The organism is Sporofaciens sp. St.21A7 (assembly GCF_059728535.1).
Genome location: NZ_BAAGFN010000001.1, coordinates 4,925,458 through 4,946,306 on the forward strand (window position 1 = coordinate 4,925,458; position 20,849 = coordinate 4,946,306).

A 20,849-nucleotide genomic window follows, 5' to 3' on the forward strand; every position below is an offset into this window, starting at 1 on the left:
AACAAACAATATGAAACAAAAGCATTCCTGTCTGATTTTGCAGGAATGCTTTTATTTAGAGGACTTCGATTTTGCAGGAATGCTTTTTGCTCTTTTTGTCATAACTGATGCCTATTGCCAATATCCTGCCTGTATATCTCGGCTCCTCTCCGATTTTCCCCTGAAAACAAAGCGCATATTTTTTTTCTTTTATCTGCCGGATTGCTTCATCCGGCGTACTGTCTATTTTCAATTCAAGAATCATAGCATCTGCATTCCTGCGTTCCGGATAAAAGACAAAATCCACATATCCCTTGCCCGCCTTATCTTCCCGCTCCACACGGTATTTGTCTCTGGCAGACAGATAAACCAGATTGACGGCTGCCGATAATTCTGTTTCGCTGTTATAACTGAGAATTGGCGACTCCGTATCATGGACAAACTCCAGAATCTCCGCCATCGTTTCCGTATCCTGATTAAGCGTTGCACGCAGCATCCGTTCCGACTCTCTGGCTAAACGGTATACATACCCCAGCCTCTCGTTCGAGAGCAATAGCTGGTTAAATTGTTCCATTAATTCTTTGTTTGGAATAAATACTTCTCCGTCTTCATAGGTAAGAAGACCATAGATAACCATTGCGGAATAGATCTGTCCTTTTGTATTTAACTCTTTCGCCGTTGCGGCATATTCCTGCATTTTAGCAGCTACACGTTCGCCGGAAATCATCAGGGCAAAATCATCACGGATTTCATCTACATTATCTTTGATATAATAAAAAATCTCGTCATAAGGTCCTGAACTTGTCCAGTAATTCCTTAGCTGGTTATTCGTCAATGCGCATACGATGGAACGGGGATTATACACCTGTCTGCCGCCCGCCGTATGATATCCGTTATACCAGAAACGCAAGTCTTCGCGGGTCACTTTGGGGCGGTTGGTTTTCTGCTGATAGATATGGTATAGCATATCAACTTCGGTGTCCACAAACCCGAAATATTCGCTGAACCTCTCTGAGGTGGCGATATCATATTCCAAGAACATGTTCAGCTCTGAACCGCTGGAATACTTGGCGATTGGCAGTACTCCGGTCATATAGGCAAATTCCACATAAACCTGGCCTTTTAATAAATTTTTTAAAAAGTCAAGGTATTTCTCCTGATCGGAAGACGTAATAAATGACTTGTGAAAAATAGCATCCCATTCGTCTATGATAAAAATAAACTTATCGTTTGTATGCAGGAAAATATTGGAAAAATTATCCCAGACAGCGCCATCCATATCAATGCCAACACTGGGGTAGGCTTCTGACAAATCCCGGTTAATACCATCCTGAATACGCTTAATATATAAGGAATAATTATCGCAGTCCCTTGGCATCCGGCTGAAATCAATGAAAAATACATCGTGGGTGTTTCGGTGCGCGGTATAACTTTCCGTTTTTGATATTGCAAGACCATCAAATAATTCTCCTGCTTCTATCCCCTTGCCCAAAAAAGCCCCGGCCATATTCGCCATAACGCTTTTTCCAAAACGGCGCGGCCTTGTAATACAGTAATAGCGGTCTTCCGTACCAAATGCGGGAATTAACTCGCCAAGCAAACTGGTCTTATCTACAAAGTAGGCTCCGGCTTTTGTCGATTTGTAGGACTCAAACGGAGTCCGGCTGTTTAAATACATTCCCATATTTACAATTCCTTTTCTTTATACAATACAAGGTACTTTGAATGTATGTATCATAACATGGTATACTCCAAAATTCTACCCTCATTTTGGAGTATCTGCTTTTTCTTTACATGCGCCCCAAGGGCCTACTGAGGTACATGTCCTTGCGAAGTAAGCGGATCGTGTCCGACAAAGTGTACTTTTCCGGACAGTTCGCCGGCAGGTCTGGAAGCCGCATTTATTGTACTCCCAAACACTTCGCAATTATAAAAAATAGCGAATAAATATGCAGGGAAAAGGATGTCCCTGGCGAATTTCAAGGAGGAAAAACTATGAGAATCCAACATAATATTACAGCATTAAATTCACACAGAAATTTATCTAACAACAATTCAGCTTTGACAAAGAACCTGGAGAAACTGTCATCTGGTTACAGAATTAACCGCGCTGGTGACGACGCTGCCGGGCTTGCTATTTCCGAAAAGATGCGTGCTCAGATCACAGGTCTTCAGACAGCACAGAAGAACTCCGAAGACGGTGTTTCTCTTGTACAGACGGCAGAAGGCGCTCTGACAGAAGTTCACTCCATGCTGAACCGTATGGTTGAGCTGGCTACACAGTCCGCCAACGGAACTTACTCCAGCGCTAACCGTGCTGAGATGCAGAAAGAAGTTGTTGCTTTAAGAAATGAGATTGACAGAATTAGTAACACCGCTAATTTCAACGGAACAACGTTGTTCTCCAAGTTCCAGGGAACAGGCTCCGCGAAGGGCGTAGTTGCTATCCATGCCAGCGAGACTGCTAACACTGCTGACCAGATTAAGATTACTCTGTCTGCAATGAGTTCATCTAAGATGTCCGCAAAGATTGGTACTAAGCAGGAGACTGTTACACTTAGCAAGGTAGATATTTCAACTTCTACCAACGCGTTAAAGGCAATCACTATGGCAAAGATGGCAATCGATATCGTTTCTTCCATGCGTTCAGACTTCGGTGCTTTACAGAACCGTCTGGAGCATACCATCAACAACTTAGGTGTTCAGACAGAGAACTTATCTGCTGCTGAGTCCCGTATCCGTGATGTTGATATGGCTAAGGAAATGATGACCTACACGAAGAACAACATTCTGGTTCAGGCTTCCCAGGCTATGCTTGCGCAGGCTAATCAGGTTCCTCAGGGAGTTCTTCAGTTGTTACAGTAATCAAAAATATAACGACAGAAAGCGCCGGTCCATTGGATGGGCGCTTTCTTTTGCAGGGAGGGCAAACCCATGAACATACAGCTTACCATATCCCTTCTGGTATCTGACCGGATGGAAACGCTCGGAAAATGCCTTGCTTCCCTGTCTCCTCTTCTCAGGGAACTGGACAGTGAACTTATCGTTGTCTTCACCGGGAAAAAAGAAGAAGCATTAACGCTGGTACAACAGTATACCTCCCATATCATCCCCTTTGTCTGGTGTAATGATTTCTCTAAAGCGCGGAACGCCGGGCTGAAAGAAGCGAAGGGAGAATGGTTTCTCTATCTGGACGATGACGAATGGTTTGAGGATACCGGGGAAATCATCCATTTTTTTCAAAGCGGCGAGTACAGGAATTACCAGTCAGCATTTTATGTACAGCGCAATTATGAAGACTTCGCTGGGAAAGGCTACTCGGACGCAGAAGTCGGCCGTATGTGCCGGCTGACAGCCGACACAGAATTTGTCCATCCTGTCCACGAGTGCCTGTCTACCTTTGACAGACCTTGCAAGAAATTGTCGGCTTATGTTCACCACTTTGGATATCTCAGAAAAAAAGAGAACCAGGGGGAAGGGATAAAAGCAGCGCGGAATTTACCTCTTCTTCTGAAAATGTATGAGGAAGATCCGGATTCTGGCCAAACTTGTATGCAAATCACCCAGGAATACCGAAGTATCGGCGAATATGGAAACGCCGCAGAATATTGCCGAAAGGGACTGGCTCTTTCCCGAAGGGAACCCCGGGTCTATACCTATGAGTTGTGGATGCAGGTTCAGCTCCCGTCAATGATATACCATACAGAGGGCGCGCGTCAGGCATTGGAAGAAGCAGAACGCCAGCTAAAACATCCGCGGACACTGGAAGCAGGAACCCTTCATCTATGTATTATTTTGACAGAACTGTGCAGGGAGCTTGGGGAATATCGAAAAGGGCTTAGGTATGTCTTTCTCTATCAGGAAAAGCTCTTATATCTTCAAAACCACCCGGAAAAAGCCATGCTCCAAAATGCCGCCGACGTCACCTTTGACAGCGCGTTATCCAAAGAGGTTTCCTTATACGTAGAAGGGTTGTTTTTTGCAGCAGAATTAGAGGATTTGAAAAAGATACGGATGCTTCTGTCCTGGATTCCATGGGAGGAGCAAGAACGGGTTCTTCCCTGGTATCCGCGTTTGGAAGAATGGAAAAAGACGTATGGCGGCATGAGAGACGCCATTCTGAAAGAATTTATTCGGCTGGACACGAAGAACGTTTACGTGTGTATCCAAAAAATGCTCTTTGCAGAATGCGGTTCTGTTGATGGTAAGATGGCCGAGAAGATGACGGAACTTTGGGAAATCTGTGCAAATCACTGCCCACCGGGATTCCAATGGGAACTCATTGAGATTGCCGTTCGGAATCAATTTGCGCTAAGACCTTTATTAGAGCATATGACGCCAGAAACATGGACGGATTATGTTTTGACGGTGGTTTCATCAAAAAGGACGGATTTGTTAGAGAATTTCTACCGAAACATGGAGCCGTTGTTGGAAGGATTTCCATTTTATGCGCGGCAAATGGAACAGTCCGTCCTGGAAAAGCTGCTGACAGGGGGCGTAGTGGATTCTTCTCGACTGTCAGACCTTATGCGTCAATACTGTACCAGTTTGACGGCTGATGCGAAAGCCCTATACCGGGAGGAAGCCTTGGAAAATCCTGCTGCCTTTGCACTGCCCTCCCGCTGTCAGTTTGCCCAAAACCTGGAACAAGCCTTTCTGTACATTGAACAAGAACGGTTTGCCGACAGTCTTCCATTCCTGAAAAAGGCGGTTCACATCTATCCACAGATGTCTCCGGCAGTCGGCCAGATGATTCCATATCTGGAAGAACAGATTCGTTCCCCCAGGCAGGAAATTACGGATGAATTTCGGCTGCTTAGCACACAGGTAAAACAAGTTCTGTACGACCTGGTGGAAAAACGGCAGTGGGAAGAGGCATATGGTGTCGCAGACCGTCTGTTGTCACTTTTGCCGGATGATTTGGACGTATTACGGTTAAAACAAGTGATATTGAGGGAAAGAAGAAGCACACAGAACGGATTAGGAGGAAAAATGAATGGAGCTGTTACTTAGCATTTCTTTGCTTGCATCAAATCGAAGGGAATCTCTGGCGCGCTGCCTGGATTCCCTGAAGCCGCTTCTTGCAAAAGTCCCCAGTGAGCTGGTTATCGTATGGACAGGCACGGATGACGAAGCGCGGAAAATTGCTGAACAATATACGCCCCAGCTCATTCCTTTCCGGTGGTCTAATGATTTTTCCGCCGCAAGAAACGCTGGCCTTGAATCCGCACAGGGGGAATGGTTCTTATACATTGACGACGACGAATGGTTTGACGATACGGAAGAAATATGCCATTTTTTCCTGAGCGGCGAATACAAGCGATACCAAAGCGCCCATTACATCCAGAGAAACTACCAGAATTGGAATGGAACGAAATACGCTGACTTTTCTGCATTTCGCATGGTGAAACGAGTCTCAGGAATTCATTTCCGAAATCCGATTCACGAAGAATTGTATCCCCGTATGGAACCCTGTAAATATTTTCAGACAATCGTTCATCACTATGGATATGCTGACGAAGGGGAAGAGACGGCTCAAGCCTATGGGAAACGCACCCGAAATATTCCTCTCTTACTTCATTCCATTCAGGAAAATCCCGGTCTTTTGAAAAACTATCTACAGCTTGCGAAGGAGTTTGAGCTGGCAGGAAAATGGAACGAGGCAGAGAACTTCTGCAGGAAGGGGCTTTCGCTTTGCAAAAATGAAAAGGATTCCTACGCCAAAGAGTGGCTGTTGGCGTATCTGGCACATTTACTTGGCAAAAAAACGGAAAAGGCAGCCGCAATCAAAGAGTTGGAAGAAATTCTGGAAAAAGTGACTCCTTGCACGCTTACCCGTCTGGTTCTATACCAGGAATTGGTTCATCTGTACACAGAACATTCAAAACCTGCCGAAGCTTTGGAGTATGGGAAAACATTTGAGAAACTTCTTTCAGACATGGAACAACATCCGGAACGCTGGAAACAGCAAAGCTACGGGGAATTTGACGAAGGCTATGTGAAAAATCCGGAAAACCTGTATCCTATGCGGGCAAATGCTTTATCCTGTGCATTAGAGATAGGGGATTTTGAAAATGCCTCTTTGTTTCTGAGCTTATTTCCATGGGAAGAGGAAGCCCTTTTATGCCGTTATTATCCTCTTTTTGAACAGTTTTGTGCAAAATACGGCGACGCATTTACCGATATTCTGCTGGAAACGGCGGAGCATATGGCTGTTTTACCGACATATCTCCTATTTCAAAAATCCTTGCGGCATTTACAAAAGGGGAACCGCCGTAAAGGAGAACTGCTGTATGTTCAGTGCATTGGTCAAGCCAATGACGCGTATCTGCAGCAGTTATTGCTGAAAACAGGAATTTTGCACCAGCTGGAGCTAACGGCATTGGCAAAGCTGATGAATCTGGATACCTGGAATGCCTGCACTGCCGAAGTCATCGGTTCACTTCCGTATTCTTCCGTACCTTGTGTCCGGAAATGTGAAGAGGGGCTGATAGCAATGTATCCGCTTCATGGCATTTGCCTGAAAAAACGAAGATTGGAGCTGAAACTTTTAAAAGGATTCCCGCTTTGGGAGGAATTCGCAGGAACATTAGAAGAATATTGCAAGTGTTTTATGGAATATTACCAAAGTATTTATCGGGATGAGATGTTCGGGGCGGACGCATGGATGTTTCTCCCGGATGAATATCGGTTTGCTGCCATAACTTTAAAAGCGTTGGACGCGATGAAAATAGAGCAAACGTCAGATGCAGTTCGGATGTTTGGCGACGCAATTCGCATTTATCCCGCTATGACGGGTGTTATCACGGAATTATTTCGCCAGGCGGTATGCCAGATGGACCTCCCTGCTGTGCATATAGATGGGGAATTCTCTGAACTTGCCCGCCAGATGAAATCTGTGCTTCATACGCTGCTGGACGCCGGCGAGACAGAGCAGGCAGAGGATATTGTCGGACAGCTTTTGCCTGTCATGCCGGGAGATTTGGAATTAATCTGGATTCGCCAGGAATTGATAAGGAGGAAGAAATCATGAACATACAACTTACCATCTCTCTTCTGGCATCAGACCGGAGAGAAACGCTGGGCAAATGTCTGGCATCGCTGAAACCGCTCCTAAAGGAGCTGGACAGTGAGTTGATTGTTGTTTTCACCGGAAAGGACGAAGAAACGCTGGAACTGGTGCGGCAGTACACTTCTTGTATCATTCCTTTTGTGTGGTGCGACGATTTTTCCAAAGCCCGCAACGCAGGTTTGAAAGAAGCTATGGGGGAATGGTTTTTATATCTGGACGATGATGAGTGGTTTGAAGATACCGGGGAGATTATCCGGTTCTTTCAGAGCGGTGAATATAGGGATTACCAGTCTGCCTGCTATGTAGTCCGCAATTATTTGGATTTGGAGGGGAAACGCTATGCGGATACGGATGTGGGACGGATGTGCAGGCTGACGCCCAGGACAGAGTTTGTATTTCCAATTCATGAAAATCTGAGACCTTTTGAGGAACCAAACAAAAGGTTCTCGGCTTTCGTACATCATTTTGGTTATGCTACAAAAGAGAAAAGCGGATGCCAGGATACGAAAAATAATCGAAATCTTTCCCTGCTTCTCCCTATGCTGGAAGAAAATCCTGATTCTGCGCAGTGCTGTATGCAGATTACCCAGGAATACCGAAGCGCCGGCGATTATGACGCTGCAATCGAGTACTGTAAAAAGGGGCTTGCACTTGCCCGCAAGGAGACGCAAATCAATAACTATGAATTGTGGATGCAGGCGAACCTTCCCCTATTGATTTTGCGTACAGGTCAGTTACAGAGTGTATTAGACGAGGGGGAGCGGATTCTTAGGCATCCCCGGACATTGGAAGTTGGAATCCTTCACATATGCCTGACACTGAGCGATGCCTGCCGGAAATTGGAGGAATTGCAAAGAGGGCTGAAATATGTCTGCCTGTATCATGAGAAACTGCTTTATTTGCAGGAACACCCGGATGAGGCGAAGCTTCAGAGGGCAGCGGAAATCAATCTGGACACGGCAGCGGCGAAGGCGGTTTCTATCTATATAGACGGGTTGTTCTTTGCGGCAGGGGCAGGCGATTTTCAAGCGGTAAGTCGGATTCTTTGTTGGTTTCCGTGGGACGAGAAGGAGCGGGTGACGGATTATTATCCCTGTCTGGAAGAGTGGAAACAAGTCTATGTGGAGAAGACGGACGAAATCCTAGAGGGATATGCGAAGCTTACTGCGGATAATGCTTATGTGCGGATTCAGAAAATGCTTTATGTGGAAGCGCAGGGACATCTTCAAGATGCTGAGGAATTATGGTTTTCCTGTGCGGAGGATCGTCCTCCTGGATTTCAGTGGGAATTGATAGAGATTGCGGTGCGCAATCATTTTCCGTTAGGTACATTGCTTGGGGAGCTGTCGCCGGAAACATGGAACGCATATGCGGAAACGGTGACGGAACGCAAGGAATGGGAGGAGATGCAGGAATTCTATCAGAAGATTATGCCGTTGCTTGAAGAGAATCCTTTCTATGCAAGACGGTTGGAGCAATGTTTTCTGGAAAAGATGCTGACACGGGAATCGGTGGAGTTTTCGCAGTTAATGGAAGTGTTGGGGCAGTATTGTTCGAGTGTCTGTACGGATGCGGCGGCGTTGTACCGGGATGAGGCGCTGGCACAGCCGGAGGCTTATGCCTTGCCGGTCAGATATCGGTTTGCGGCGGCTCTTGGGGATGCTTTGGGGTTGATTGGGGATGGAAAGGTGTTAGAAAGTTTCTCGTATTTGAAGGATGCGATTTATATTTATCCGAAAATGTCGGGGGCTGTGGGACAATTATTGGAGGGGCTGGAGGCGGAGCTGAAAGCTCCTAAGCAAGGAGTATCGGAGGAGTTTTTGATGCTTGGGGGGCAGGTGAAACAGGTTCTCCGGGGGCTGATTGATACGGGGCAGTGGGAACAGGCGTATGATGTCTTGGGGCAGTTGATGCTGCTTTTGCCGGGGGATTTGGAGGCGCTGCGGATGAAGCAGGAGATATTGCGGCGGGAATGGTGAGGGCGGGGAGGGGGAAAGGCATTTCCGGGTTTATTATGGTTTTCCTGGAAATGCCTTTTTTACTATACAGGCTCAATACCTTACCCGTTTAAAGAAACCTTAGAATATCAAATTTCAGCGTTTCTTCCTCATATTCTAACTCATTCTCCGTTAGACCGCATTGTTCCAGAAACCTAGACGCATTGACATCATTTTCTGAGAGCCTTATAAAGAACTTAATTGCTTGTTTGTAATTAGCCATTACTGCATTCTTCAAGTAAGCCTTCCCCAGCGCCGACTCTCTCCGGCGTCCATGCCATCCTTCATACAAAGACCTTCCATAAAGATATTGCGCAATAATACAGCCATTTTCAGCAGATTTTCGGATTTTATGAAAAAAATCTTCAATCTCATTATGCTTATGGTGAATCGTCGCGCGGATACAGAGGGCAATGGCATCCCCTCCCTCCGCTAATCCATCCAACATCGTAACTGCCTGTTCTGCTCTCTTCTCATCCAAGCAGCATTCATTATTATATTCACAATAAAGACAGTATGCATATAGCCTCGCACACCCCTCTTCTTCATATTCTATGCCCTGGCCAGCGTATTTAAGCGCTTTATCAAACCGCCCATTAAGCATTGCCTGTTTTGCCGCAAAAAAGTACGGCCGCTTCAACAACTTCTCCTCCGACATGCTCAGACGTTCCAGTTCTGCCAGCATCTCTGACGCATGCTGAAACCTGTCTTTTGGATTCACTTGTATTGCTTTCCAGATAATATCTGAAAAGCCCTCCGATATATTCGACAATCCACCTTGTAAATTCCCATCGCCTTCTTTATTACAAAATGGGAATTTCCCATTACTTGCTATAAAGTATAATGAAACACCCAGCGAATAAATATCCGAATTGAAAGAGCCGTTTAAAGGCTCCCTGCGTTCAATCTCTGGAGCCATAAATTGTCTCGTGCCACAGTATGTAACCGTTCCCATACCGACTTCATCCATCCGGCGGCATATTCCAAAATCGCCAAGTACAAAATAAATCTCTCCGTTATCATCGGAAACGAAAAGATTGTCCGGCTTTACATCCCTGTGCAGAATTCTCTGGTTCTCACATGTCTGCAGTGCCCGGCAGATGTCCATAGCCAACTTCACAAGCAGCTTCTCTGTCAATTCGAACACCCTGCAATAATCCGTCAATGTCTGCATCTTTTTCATTTTCACCAGAAACACTGACTCTTCCTTACTTTTCGACTCTTTGTACTCGTAACACCCAAGTACCGGCATAATGTATTTGCACTTGCATGCTTTTAATACTTTCATCGCCTGTATTTCGCGGATAAAATACTTCCGCATTCTTCTGCGCGTACCGATAGAATCTCCCTGGCATCCGGTATCCATAACTTTTATTACCTGAACAGGTTCGGTTTCTGGTAAATCAAAAACACATGCCATCCCTCCTTTTCCAAGCTGTTCTCCAACTTTTAACGAAGGGTCATATGCAGCTACATATTTACAGATTTCTTTCCTATCAACCTTCATCATGCCTGCCCATTCCTTCCTTATCTATTTTCGTATACTTTTCGTTTTCCTCTTTTAGCATAGATATCATACGCAGCTTCTCTTTTTTAAACTCTGTTGAACCACTCCAGACCAGAACCGACCAATCATCCAGACGTTCACTGGAAACCTCTGCCATTTGATTTAACACATCTGCCAGCTCGGTATTTGAACGTATCTCACCCTTTTGGACAAATTGAACGATTTCTTTCGCCGTTTCTGCCGCCATGCCGCCGCCCCGATTTTCAAACATAAGACATGCACCGTCGCTTGCCATCAATACCTTGTCCACCGGCATATTTTCTACATCAAATACATGAATTTGCATAAAGCTGTCTGCCTCAGATGAAGACGTAAAATAAACTTGCCATTTTTCTCCATTCATGCTTACAGATTCGGAACAAAACAAACACTTACAGTATCTATCAAAGATAAACATGGCTCCGTCACCCAGTTGCCCTGTCACAAAATGCTTCCCGTCATATACATAAAACAACAGGGTGGCGGAAAACTCAAGCGGATAATCACGGTACTCCTTTCCGCCGAACTGGCATAGTCTGTTCCTACAAGCATCTAATATATCCTTCTTCTTCTGCTCTTCCTCCAATGAAAGGAAGACGGACAATGGCACAGCTTCAAAATACTCCAACACAGCATAGACATTTTCCCACGCCGCCTGTTTTGCAAATCTAGCTGAACCCGCTCCATCTGATAAAGCCATAATCATATTTCCATTTTTAGCTTTCGTATTCCCTATTGCATCCTGACATGGAAGACTGCATCTTTCATGATAGATTCCCAGTCCCAGGTACTCAATTACATTCAGTGAAACCAGCCCCTTTACCCTTCTAATTCCCCAAATTCCATACTTGTTCAATCACTTCCTCAACCGGAGTATTCGAGAACAGCGCATTCGTAGATTCATAAATAAGATTATAAAATTTCTCAATACTATTGACGCTGCCGACAACGTCTTTGACACATAAAATGCGCTCTGAATGACTGCTCAGCTCCCTTAGCTTTTCCATATTGGCCCTGTCTCCATTTTCTTGCTGAATGCCTGCTGCAACAAAAATAATTTTTTCTTTTTTTTCTTTTTCTTTAATCTGCTTTGCAGCTAAAGCATATGTTTCCTCTACTCTTTCTTCAACACTTTTGGGCGCGCCTCTTCCTGCGTCCGGATAACCATCCGTCAGTAAAAATAATAATGGCTGGTAATATTTTTCCCTCTTCTGCTTCCACTCCATCTTTTTTTCATCCAATCTCTGTAGCGAATAGAGAAGCGCCCGTCCAGTTTCGGTAAACCCCTTGCTCTCAGGAATGTCTAAATCACTCTCCCTGACGGATTCTAACGGTTTAAAATCGACTATATTCGTATAGTCGCTGTTATAAAGCACAACCAGCAGCTCCACAACTTTTTGGAACGCCAGTTCACGCTTCAAACTATTTACAAGTTTCCTTGCACATTGATTCATCAGCTCCCGGATATCCTTCGTGGACGCGCTTGTATCAATTACAATGGCAACCGGAAGATGGGTTTTCGGTCCATTCATCCTGGGCGGAACAGCAAATGCCATATCAAAACCTTCTTTCTTTTTAACTTAATAACTCCAATGCCCTGATCCATGCGCCTACGCTATGGTCTCTTCTAAAATGGAATTCATCTGCAAACATTTTCTGAACCGTTTTTGGCTGTCCCTCCCATAACCGCAGGATATCCCGGTTCGCCCTCCTCTGGCTTCTTCCGTCTACGTCAAGGGGAAACCTGACATTGTTCCAATTCAAAATACGCTCATCCTCCCCGTCCTGAACCTGCCAAAGCGGTTCATAATAAAAAAGGCATTGGAATAATACTACCGCAAATGAAAAATACTCATGTCTTGGCTCTCTCAGTGTTTTCTGACACTCTTCCGCACTGATTTCCGGATGCCTGTACATTTCCGTAATCCCGCCGCCCGGATAATCAAACACCTGAAAACTGTCGCAATCAACCAGGCTGACCTCATCATCGTCTCCAATTATTATATTGTTGAACGAAAGGTCATTGGCAATAATATGCATCGTATGAAGTTCCAGCAACAGCAGGGAGAGCCTGCAAAAAATTAACGCCAGATTATGTCCCTCCCATCCGACAGGCAGATAGTCCCTAAGGGGATGACCTTTAAAACGCCTCATCACATAACCAATAGCATGACCTGCCTCATTATACAAAATGGACTCCGGAAGCGCCAGATTCAGATGACTTACCTGCCTCGAAATATATTGAAGATTTTCAAGTTTGCTTTTTTGATGCCCTCTTTGATCGCGATTCTTATATAGTTTAATGTATTGATCTACAAATTCCCGATAAGTGTAAATCCCCGCATTACTTCCATACTTGTTCGTTGATTTTAACTCTTTTCCACTAAAAATTATCCCATAGTCTGGAATTTTAATCTCAGCAAGTTCGCGGGGCAAGGGCATTGAAGCCCCCGGCATAAGCGGTCTTACTTTGCGCATTTCCAATTGCCTTATCTGCTTCAGACCATATACCCTCGCCTGCCCTTTTATACAGCTCCATCCTTCATTCAGCAAAATATAGTGATCGTACAGACCAATGTTATGACAGATAAATTCATCCTGTTTCCCCAGATCCCCAAACACAAACAGAAGTGTCCCGTCAAAGATTTCTGATGGCGCTACTGGCTCCGAACACCCTTTATATAGTTGTTCTAAATCCCATCTTCTGCGAAATTTTCGTCTGCGCCAGTCAACAGAGCCCATTACCTTCGTCAGAATCAACGAAGCCTTAGCGCCAAATAACTTTGACTCCTCTAACATCTTCAATTCCCAAAAAACATTATCCGGAATAATCCAGATAAACGGAAGGGTTGTTAACTGGAAGAGATCCTCCTGGCTGTAATTCACACAGCTTGTATGCAGAACAAGAGCCGTATGCTCTACTTTTTCCCGTGGCTGCAAATAAAACCAACTTTTTATATTTTCGTATACCATTGCAATCCTCTTTCAATATTTGTTATGCATACGGCATGTCTGACACACAAAGCTCTCCGTGGTTCGTAATATGCATAACCTCTACTGGATAACTTTCTCCACCGGAATGAAGAGAATTCAGTTGAAGTACATCATATGTAAGTCCGTGATCTTGGGTGATCAGCAACATCCTGTGCCGATAGCGGTAATTGGATAGGGTGACAAAAAATACATTATCTGCAAAATTATCGTTCTTACTTCCTCTGACAGTCAGACATCCCGCATCCTGAAGTTCCCTACATATACGCATTCCCTTTTCTGCTGCCCGCCGTTTTGCAGCATCATAAAAACAATGCCGGATTTTTTTTAATTCCTCTATTACCTTCATCGGGATAATAACTTTTTTCCCATGCTTCATTAATAGTGGGAGCATAGACAGGATGACCTCGCCGCACTTTTCATGCATCAGGCTGCATGTGTCAATCATAATCTTTTTATCTTTTACCAGTTCTTCCATCATAGCGGCAGATGTCAATTCCTGCTGCTCTGTTTCTTCTGCCGCCTCTGGATTCTGCTGCCCTTTCTCCTCTTCATGCTCCGTCTTCTGCCGCCCCTTCTTCTCCAAATCCTCTAACCGCCGCTCTTTTCCTTCTGCCGAATTGATTCGGTAATAACGGAACAAAACCGTGCGCAGCCTATTCAACTCTATCTCGGACAAAAAACGTTCCTCTGTGTAAATAATACCCACTTCCTGTATAGCCTGCATAATCTGGTCAACTGACAGATTCAGAATCTTTGCAATTTGCGTTGCCGTCATCTGCATACCATCCTCCTGCCTTTCCTAATCCTTCCATTAATCCAACGGCTGATCCCACGCAGCCACTTCAAACTCATTGAGTGTGACCGTTCCGCCGATTCCAATATACTGAGACGATACCTGTATAATACTTTTTCCCAGCCAGCTAAATAATCCTTTAATCTGCGTTATGTTAATACGCATAGGCTTTTGTTCCGGCGAAAGAGACTCCAATGTCTGAATCCCTGCCTCCGTGCCGATAATAAATGGGAATACACTTAATTTCTTCTGGCTGACCAAATCGCGGATGCGTCCTCTGGCACGTTCCAACTCCCCGACTGATCCATTGTCCTCGCCGTCTGTCATAATCACAAGCCACGGCTGAAAATAATCCACCCCCTTTTCCTTATACTCCTCTTTCCGCTTTTCCAGAAGATCAAGCGCAAGGTTCACACCCGCGCCAAGGGACGTACGGTTATGTGTCTCAAGGCTTGGAACTTCTTCTCTCACATCATTATACTCGACACGGGAAAAGTCTGTCACCATTCTCGCTTCGTCGTCGAAAGTGACGATAGAAATCTCAGCCGCATAGCGGGCGTTCTCATCTTCATAAATCGCATCATAAAATTGCCGGACTCCTTTTTCTAGCGTATCCAGCCGCGTTGTGCCTCCGGTGACGACACGATAACGTTTGTTGTCAATTTCTATAAATTCTTTCGTCGGTGTGCCTCCTTCTGTCGTAAGCATGGAACCGCTGGTGTCCAGACACAGACAGACTGGGACATGGGGATCCGGATTGTCTAAAAGATCTTGTATACGAATTTTATCGCTTGCCATTTTTTTAGCTCCACTCATAATATTTCCCCTTTTTGCCCAAACTACATCTTCAAAACGTTCAAGCTTAGGGCTACGCCGGACTGCTTCATGCTCCGTCTTCTGCCGCCCCTTCTTCTCCAAATCCTCTAACCGCCGCTCTCTTCCTTCTGCCGGATTGGTTCGGTAATAACGGAACAAAACCGTGCGCAGCCTATCCAGCTCCGTCTCGGACAAAAGACGTTCCTCAGTATAAATAATGCCCACTTCCTGTATAGCCTTCATGATCTGGTCAACTGACAGATTCAGAATCTTTGCAATTTGTGTTGCCGTTATCTGCATACCATCCTCCTGCCTTTCCCAATCCTTCCATTAATCCAACGGCTGATCCCACGCAGTCACTTCAAACTCATTGAGCGTAACCGTTCCGCCGGTTCCAATACTCTGAGATGATACCTGTGCAATACTTTTTCCCAGCCAGCTAAATAATCCTTTAATCTGCGTTATGTTAATACGCATAGGCTTTTGTTCCGGCGAAAGAGACTCCAATGTCTGAATTCCTGCCTCCGTGCCGATAATAAATGGGAATACACTTAATTTCTTCTGGCTGACCAAATCGCGGATACGTCCTCTGGCACGTTCCAGTTCCTCGACTGATCCATTGTCCTCGCCGTCTGTCATAATCACAAGCCACGGCTGGAAATAATCCACACCCTTTTCCTTATACTCCTCTTTCCGCTTTTCCAGAAGATCAAGCGCAAGGTTCACACCCGCGCCAAGGGACGTACGGTTATGTGTCTCAAGGCTTGGAACTTCTTCCCTCACATCATTATACTCGACACGGGAAAAATCTGTCACCATTCTCGCTTCGTCGTCGAAAGTGACGATAGAAATCTCAGCCGCATAGCGGGCGTTCTCATCTTCATAAATCGCATCATAAAATTGCCGGATTCCTTTTTCTAGCGTATCCAGCCGCGTTGTGCCTCCGGTAACGACACGATAACGTTTGTTGTCAATTTCTATAAATTCTTTCGTCGGTGTGCCGCCTTCTGTCGTAAGCATGGAACCGCTGGTGTCCAGGCACAGACAGACCGGAACATGCGGATCCGGATTATCTAAAAGATCTTGTATACGAATTTTATCACTTGCCATTTTTCTTACCTCCAATCATTACATTAACCCTTCTGCCCAACCCACAACTTCAAAACGTTCAAGTTTAGGGCTACGGGATTGACCTAACTCCCCGCTGGATACAACCTTAGAACTCTGGGCCAGCCACCGGAACAAACTGCGAATCTGTAGCGCCTGTACCCGGAACGCCTCCTGCTTTGGCGACAGTGCATTGAGCTGTTGTAAATCTGCCCTATGGCCAATCGCTAATGGGTAAACCGCCAGCTTATTCCTGTTTACAAGGTCATAGATTCGCTCCCTCGCCCTTGTAAACGCGACATCCGATCCGTTATTCTTCCCATCACTCATAATTACAAGCCATGGCTGATAATAATCTAATCCTCGCTTCCTGTAATCTTCTTTGCAATTTTCCAGCAAATCCAACGCAAGGTTAATCCCTTCACCCATAGCCGTTTTCTCCCCTTTCGCCTCCAACTCTGGAAGTCTCCAACACCCTGCGCTGACAAGCGCCCCTTCTTCACTTCGTTTCATATACTCCACACGAGAAAAACGTTTCATCTGCCGGGCATAGTCGTCAAATGTAACGATTGCAATTTCAACCGTAAATCTCGCCATCTCGTCCGAAAAAACAGTCTCATAAAATTGTTGAACCCCTTCCTGGAGGAGTTCCAGACAACTAACCCCTCCTTTCACAACCTGCCCTCGGATACCGTCAATATATGCGTATTCTCCCGTCGGCCTGCCGCCTAATGTCGCCTGCATTGACATGCTTGTATCGAGACAAAGGCAGACCGGCAGGAACGGGCCGCCGTTTTCCATTAAATCTTCAATGCGTATTGCCGCACCCTTCTTCATCTTGTACCCTCTCCTCTTTCGACATAATGCATCCTATAAGTTCAGCTTCGGATATTATGTCAGGTCCTACTATCCTCCTGTAAATATGGGGACGGACCTGGACAATATATCCCAGCTCTTCTAACGGACACAGCCATCTTTTTACGAATCTTTTTGTATCTTTTAAACCTACCGCCTTTACCAGTTCACTATCGCTTTTCTCTCCTGTCAAAGCATTCAGGATATCCATATAGCGTACTCTGCGTTTTTTCGCCGCTCTCGGTTTCACTATGTCCGCCTGAATTTCAAAATATTCATTCTGTTCTTCTGCACTCAGCTCTGCATATGTCCGCTCCACCTTGGCTGCAATAAGCAGACTGCAGTCATCATAGGTCTGTCTGGAAATCACCTCATCCAGGCTACTTTGTATACTCGGCGTTAAGAACTCAGCCGATGTGATGCTCAGCCTGTACACCAGTCTTTCCAAAACCGTCGCCAATGCTCTCTGCTGTTTGCTATACAGACTGGCTTCCGAACCATCGCTCATCAACACAAAGCCACAGACTCCTGTCGCTTCCCCTCTCCCGATATTCATCATACGGACGGCATCACCAGATGTTACAAAATACGTCGCATTACAGAACTCGCCGTTTTTAGGAGCCGAAGCTACCTTTATCCTGCCGTTTTTTGTATATCCAATCACGCCGTCGCCGATATGCAGAAATAAGTACTGTTCTTTACAGACTGCAACCGCAAGCAATGTTGACGCAAGGTCTTTCATGTAGCATCCATGATAAGCGGCAGTCTTTTCCAATTCGCCGACCAGATGGCTTACAATTTTTTCTTTCACTGTTTTCCCTGACGGTTCCTGGAAAAAGTCGTTAAAATTTTGGCAAAGTAGCCGACAGACAGCCTTTGTAACTGTTTCTGCACCATAATGTGATAACGCCGCCGAGCCGGCTCCATCGGCAAGCGCAAATGCATAAACACCATTTTCATTTAATATGCATGTCCTATCCTGACAGACAATGTTATCTTTCACGTGAGAACGTCCCCTCGTTATGCATCCTACAGCTGTCCACAAAGTGGTCTTTCCGCTTCTATTCATTTGTTCCATATACCCACCTGCCTTACTGCGCTAGGACGTTACGCAAATATTTAACCATCGCCTCATAACGCGCCCTACATTCTTCAAAACGCTGATGCCGGATCATCGCATGGCATGGGACAAGAAAGTCTGTCCAAAGGATTCTGCATATCTGTCCATATTCCGAAGAATCATGCATGCGCCGCACTAATTCCGGAGCAGTATCATAATATTCTTGAACCTGCCTCTCGCCCCCCGGCTGCAAACGCAGCCAGTTATCACGGAAAAACCGGAAATCCGTTAATTCCTGGCAATCATCCGGCTTTCCAAGATAGCCGCACACGGCTGTAGTAATAAAGCATCCAGCCTGCCCTGACGAAACCTTTCTCCCTGTTGGTTTGACTGGCGTCTGAGATTCCATTTTCCTTGTTGGTTTGACTGGCGTCTGGGGAGTCGCCTTCTCCTGCTGCGTCCCCTTATAGACAGCCCTTTTCGCCTTGTGTTCACGAAGCTCTTTACATGTCTGGCAATACTTGGGAAGCTGATAATTATTACTCTTTAAATATGCATAGTTGCCATACGTAACCTCAACATCATTGAAACAACCTGGGGTTTGACATTGATAACGCTTGAATACTTCATCTTTCTTGCTTCTGCATTTCGGGCACATCAACGGACGTCTGAACTTCTTGAAATACTTCTCATAATTTGTATACACAAACCGTTCTCCGCAAACGATACATTCCAATTCTTCCCCTTTTCGCTGGCACTCCGGGCAATAACCTGCCTTTAAACGCTCTTCTGGAAACTCCCTTCCACAACCGCCATGGCACTTTTCATATTTTACACCTCTCTGGCGTTTTAATCTTTCAGGGTATAGCTTCAAAGACTCTGGGTCAACTTCCAACGAATTCGGATTCTTCTGAAACTCTTTTGTCCAGTGTTTTAATATTCTTTGGTACTCCCGCATTTCCATTATCCACTGGTCAACGGTAAGCCGTTCTTCTATATTAAATACAGATTTTCCTTCTTTCCCGTCAAATACAGTATGAAAATTGTCTTTCATCCTATGCGTTAGATTACTCCAGATATATTTCCATGTCCCATCCGGTACATTTTCACCGTGTCGTTCGTCTAAAGGATAGGGAAAATGCATCTGCAGGATATTATCCACAATATCCTCGCCTCCCTGCTGCGTATACGGAGGTTTCCCTGGCAGCATCATCATAAACATTAATGTCGCAACCGCAAAACATTCATTAGATTTTGTACGCATAATCTCCCCATACCCATGCAGTTCACCATTTCGATGCTTCTGATGCAGTTCCGGCGCTGTAAACAATGGAAATCCCACCGGACAAGGCAAATCGTTAATCTGGAAACTGTCCGTATCCACAAGATACACCTCAAGGGGATCCGCTACCAGAATATTATTCGGGTTAATATCTCCAACCAAAATATTATGGTCATGAAGATACTTATACTTAAATAAAATAGTAATGGCACATTGAACTAAATCTTCTTTTTCCCATCCCGGAAACTTCTTTAAAAAGAGAGCCTTGCGAAAAATACTCTGCTGAACCGAATACCCCTTTGCTTTCATCATTAAATAACCGACAAATTCGCTCTTCCGATTATAGAGGACTGAAACAGGAAAACAAATCCCATTATATTCAAGCTTTGCCTCTATCATTCTAAGTAATTTTTCCAGTCGGTATGCTGTGCAGCATTCTTCTTTATAAATTTTTGCAACATAAGGTGTATTTGTCTGATAGATTGTCCCTTCACCGCCACTTCCTATTTCTTCACACAGACTGATTTCATCCTTACATTCAGGCTGTCCATATACACAATCGCCGGTTTTAGGTATAAAAGTAACCGTGCTCTGACAATCAGGTGTTTCCCGTACTTTGTCACAGACATAAAATGCTTTTCCTTGTCGTGCAATCAGATTGCTGAGATACCCATACTTATTGACCCGTTTCACCGTGACGCTCTTTCCATTCGCTGCCTTCTGATAATTGAGCCTTACAAGATCCTCCGCTAATTTTTTATCCTGTGTAATCACAAGCAACGGATTTGTAATTCGGAAATGGGCGCATGCAGTCATCAAATCTCTGGCAGGATTGTCGTCTTTTGAGAAGGCACGGATATCCACCAGCCCCATTTCCTGTAGTTTTTTCAGTGCGTCTACACGCTGTCCGCATAATTCTGCGCGCTTAGGGTCTGATTGGTCTGATGCCTCTTCTGTCATCTGACGTAAAACCGAATAGGATATGTATAACTTTTTCCCATACTTTTTCAGTAATGGCAGCATAAGCATGAGGGCGCGTTCACCAGCCGGTTCGAGTAAACTGCTGATATCCACAAAAATATAATTTTCCTGAATCAGCTTTTCGAGCATTTCTGCCGACGCAGCCTTTCTCTTTTCTGTTTCTCGTTCCGCTGCTGCTTCTTCTTGTTTTTTCTTTGCGAAAAATGCCGGCGCAGTTTTACGCAAAGTATAAACTTGCATGCTGTCTAAAACCGTATCTGCTGTCACCGCTAATCCCGCAAACTGGGCAATGTCCAACCATTCCTGCAAGGAACAATGATTATCCGGAGCATCTGCTAAATCCCGTAAAGTCAAAACTATTCACTTC

At 45.1% G+C, this 20,849-nt stretch carries 15 protein-coding genes; 4 read left to right on the top strand and 11 right to left on the bottom strand.

Annotated features, from left to right (window positions below):
- Window positions 1-55: 55 nt before the first annotated feature.
- Window positions 56-1,663 carry an AAA family ATPase gene (locus AC6I3O_RS24465; protein WP_497853114.1) on the bottom strand — a complete coding sequence of 536 codons (1,608 nt, stop codon included), beginning with the start codon at window positions 1,661-1,663 and terminating at the stop codon, window positions 56-58.
- A 311-nt stretch (window positions 1,664-1,974) separates the two neighbouring features.
- On the opposite strand from AC6I3O_RS24465, the gene AC6I3O_RS24470 reads away from it, so the two are divergent.
- From AC6I3O_RS24470 to AC6I3O_RS24485, 4 genes are all read left to right on the top strand, one after another.
- A complete protein-coding gene (locus AC6I3O_RS24470) occupies window positions 1,975-2,844 on the top strand; it encodes a flagellin N-terminal helical domain-containing protein (protein ID WP_497853115.1) in 870 nt (289 codons plus the stop codon).
- 69 nt (window positions 2,845-2,913) lie between these two features.
- Window positions 2,914-4,992 (top strand): tetratricopeptide repeat-containing glycosyltransferase, encoded by a 2,079-nt coding sequence (locus tag AC6I3O_RS24475; protein ID WP_497853116.1) that lies wholly within the window; start codon window positions 2,914-2,916, stop codon window positions 4,990-4,992.
- Window positions 4,976-7,012 (top strand): glycosyltransferase, encoded by a 2,037-nt coding sequence (locus tag AC6I3O_RS24480; RefSeq protein ID WP_497853117.1) that lies wholly within the window; start codon window positions 4,976-4,978, stop codon window positions 7,010-7,012. The genes AC6I3O_RS24475 and AC6I3O_RS24480 overlap by 17 nt, the downstream gene beginning before the upstream one ends.
- Window positions 7,009-9,030, top strand: a complete 2,022-nt coding sequence (locus AC6I3O_RS24485) for a tetratricopeptide repeat-containing glycosyltransferase (RefSeq protein ID WP_497853118.1) — start codon at window positions 7,009-7,011, stop codon at window positions 9,028-9,030. Before AC6I3O_RS24480 ends, AC6I3O_RS24485 begins: the two co-directional genes overlap by 4 nt.
- An 88-nt stretch (window positions 9,031-9,118) precedes the next feature.
- On the opposite strand, the gene AC6I3O_RS24490 is transcribed toward AC6I3O_RS24485, so the two are convergent.
- The 10 genes from AC6I3O_RS24490 to AC6I3O_RS24535 are packed head-to-tail and all read right to left on the bottom strand — an operon-like array spanning window position 9,119 to window position 20,836.
- Window positions 9,119-10,558: a protein kinase domain-containing protein gene (locus tag AC6I3O_RS24490; protein WP_497853119.1), complete on the bottom strand. Its 1,440-nt coding sequence runs from the start codon at window positions 10,556-10,558 to the stop codon at window positions 9,119-9,121.
- Window positions 10,545-11,450, bottom strand: a complete 906-nt coding sequence (locus tag AC6I3O_RS24495; RefSeq protein WP_497853120.1) for a protein phosphatase 2C domain-containing protein — start codon at window positions 11,448-11,450, stop codon at window positions 10,545-10,547. Before AC6I3O_RS24495 ends, AC6I3O_RS24490 begins: the two co-directional genes overlap by 14 nt.
- Window positions 11,422-12,150 (bottom strand): vWA domain-containing protein, encoded by a 729-nt coding sequence (locus AC6I3O_RS24500; RefSeq protein WP_497853121.1) that lies wholly within the window; start codon window positions 12,148-12,150, stop codon window positions 11,422-11,424. Before AC6I3O_RS24500 ends, AC6I3O_RS24495 begins: the two co-directional genes overlap by 29 nt.
- Window positions 12,151-12,169: 19 nt before the next feature.
- On the bottom strand, window positions 12,170-13,567 hold the full coding sequence (locus AC6I3O_RS24505) for a hypothetical protein (RefSeq protein WP_497853122.1): 1,398 nt from the start codon (window positions 13,565-13,567) through the stop codon (window positions 12,170-12,172).
- Between the two features lie 22 nt (window positions 13,568-13,589).
- Window positions 13,590-14,363: a PIN domain-containing protein gene (locus AC6I3O_RS24510; RefSeq protein WP_497853123.1), complete on the bottom strand. Its 774-nt coding sequence runs from the start codon at window positions 14,361-14,363 to the stop codon at window positions 13,590-13,592.
- Window positions 14,364-14,399: 36 nt separating this feature from the next.
- Window positions 14,400-15,497 carry a vWA domain-containing protein gene (locus AC6I3O_RS24515; RefSeq protein WP_497853124.1) on the bottom strand — a complete coding sequence of 366 codons (1,098 nt, stop codon included), beginning with the start codon at window positions 15,495-15,497 and terminating at the stop codon, window positions 14,400-14,402.
- A 30-nt stretch (window positions 15,498-15,527) separates the two neighbouring features.
- On the bottom strand, window positions 15,528-16,307 hold the full coding sequence (locus tag AC6I3O_RS24520) for a vWA domain-containing protein (protein ID WP_497853125.1): 780 nt from the start codon (window positions 16,305-16,307) through the stop codon (window positions 15,528-15,530).
- Between the two features lie 18 nt (window positions 16,308-16,325).
- Window positions 16,326-17,141: a vWA domain-containing protein gene (locus AC6I3O_RS24525; RefSeq protein WP_497853126.1), complete on the bottom strand. Its 816-nt coding sequence runs from the start codon at window positions 17,139-17,141 to the stop codon at window positions 16,326-16,328.
- On the bottom strand, window positions 17,113-18,237 hold the full coding sequence (locus AC6I3O_RS24530; RefSeq protein ID WP_497853127.1) for a PP2C family serine/threonine-protein phosphatase: 1,125 nt from the start codon (window positions 18,235-18,237) through the stop codon (window positions 17,113-17,115). The genes AC6I3O_RS24525 and AC6I3O_RS24530 overlap by 29 nt, the downstream gene beginning before the upstream one ends.
- 13 nt (window positions 18,238-18,250) lie before the next feature.
- On the bottom strand, window positions 18,251-20,836 hold the full coding sequence (locus AC6I3O_RS24535) for a CFI-box-CTERM domain-containing protein (RefSeq protein ID WP_497853128.1): 2,586 nt from the start codon (window positions 20,834-20,836) through the stop codon (window positions 18,251-18,253).
- Between the last annotated feature and the right edge of the window lie 13 nt (window positions 20,837-20,849).

Bases quoted from the DNA above. Each gene is read 5' to 3' on its own strand.
- AC6I3O_RS24465 (WP_497853114.1), bottom strand. From the start codon at position 1,663: ATGGGAATGTATTTAAACAGCCGGACTCCGTTTGAGTCCTACAAATCG.
- AC6I3O_RS24470 (WP_497853115.1), top strand. From the start codon at position 1,975: ATGAGAATCCAACATAATATTACAGCATTAAATTCACACAGAAATTTA.
- AC6I3O_RS24475 (WP_497853116.1), top strand. From the start codon at position 2,914: ATGAACATACAGCTTACCATATCCCTTCTGGTATCTGACCGGATGGAA.
- AC6I3O_RS24480 (WP_497853117.1), top strand. From the start codon at position 4,976: ATGGAGCTGTTACTTAGCATTTCTTTGCTTGCATCAAATCGAAGGGAA.
- AC6I3O_RS24485 (WP_497853118.1), top strand. From the start codon at position 7,009: ATGAACATACAACTTACCATCTCTCTTCTGGCATCAGACCGGAGAGAA.
- AC6I3O_RS24490 (WP_497853119.1), bottom strand. From the start codon at position 10,558: ATGATGAAGGTTGATAGGAAAGAAATCTGTAAATATGTAGCTGCATAT.
- AC6I3O_RS24500 (WP_497853121.1), bottom strand. From the start codon at position 12,150: ATGGCATTTGCTGTTCCGCCCAGGATGAATGGACCGAAAACCCATCTT.
- AC6I3O_RS24505 (WP_497853122.1), bottom strand. From the start codon at position 13,567: ATGGTATACGAAAATATAAAAAGTTGGTTTTATTTGCAGCCACGGGAA.
- AC6I3O_RS24510 (WP_497853123.1), bottom strand. From the start codon at position 14,363: ATGACGGCAACGCAAATTGCAAAGATTCTGAATCTGTCAGTTGACCAG.
- AC6I3O_RS24515 (WP_497853124.1), bottom strand. From the start codon at position 15,497: ATGCAGATAACGGCAACACAAATTGCAAAGATTCTGAATCTGTCAGTT.
- AC6I3O_RS24520 (WP_497853125.1), bottom strand. From the start codon at position 16,307: ATGGCAAGTGATAAAATTCGTATACAAGATCTTTTAGATAATCCGGAT.
- AC6I3O_RS24525 (WP_497853126.1), bottom strand. From the start codon at position 17,141: ATGAAGAAGGGTGCGGCAATACGCATTGAAGATTTAATGGAAAACGGC.
- AC6I3O_RS24530 (WP_497853127.1), bottom strand. From the start codon at position 18,237: ATGGAACAAATGAATAGAAGCGGAAAGACCACTTTGTGGACAGCTGTA.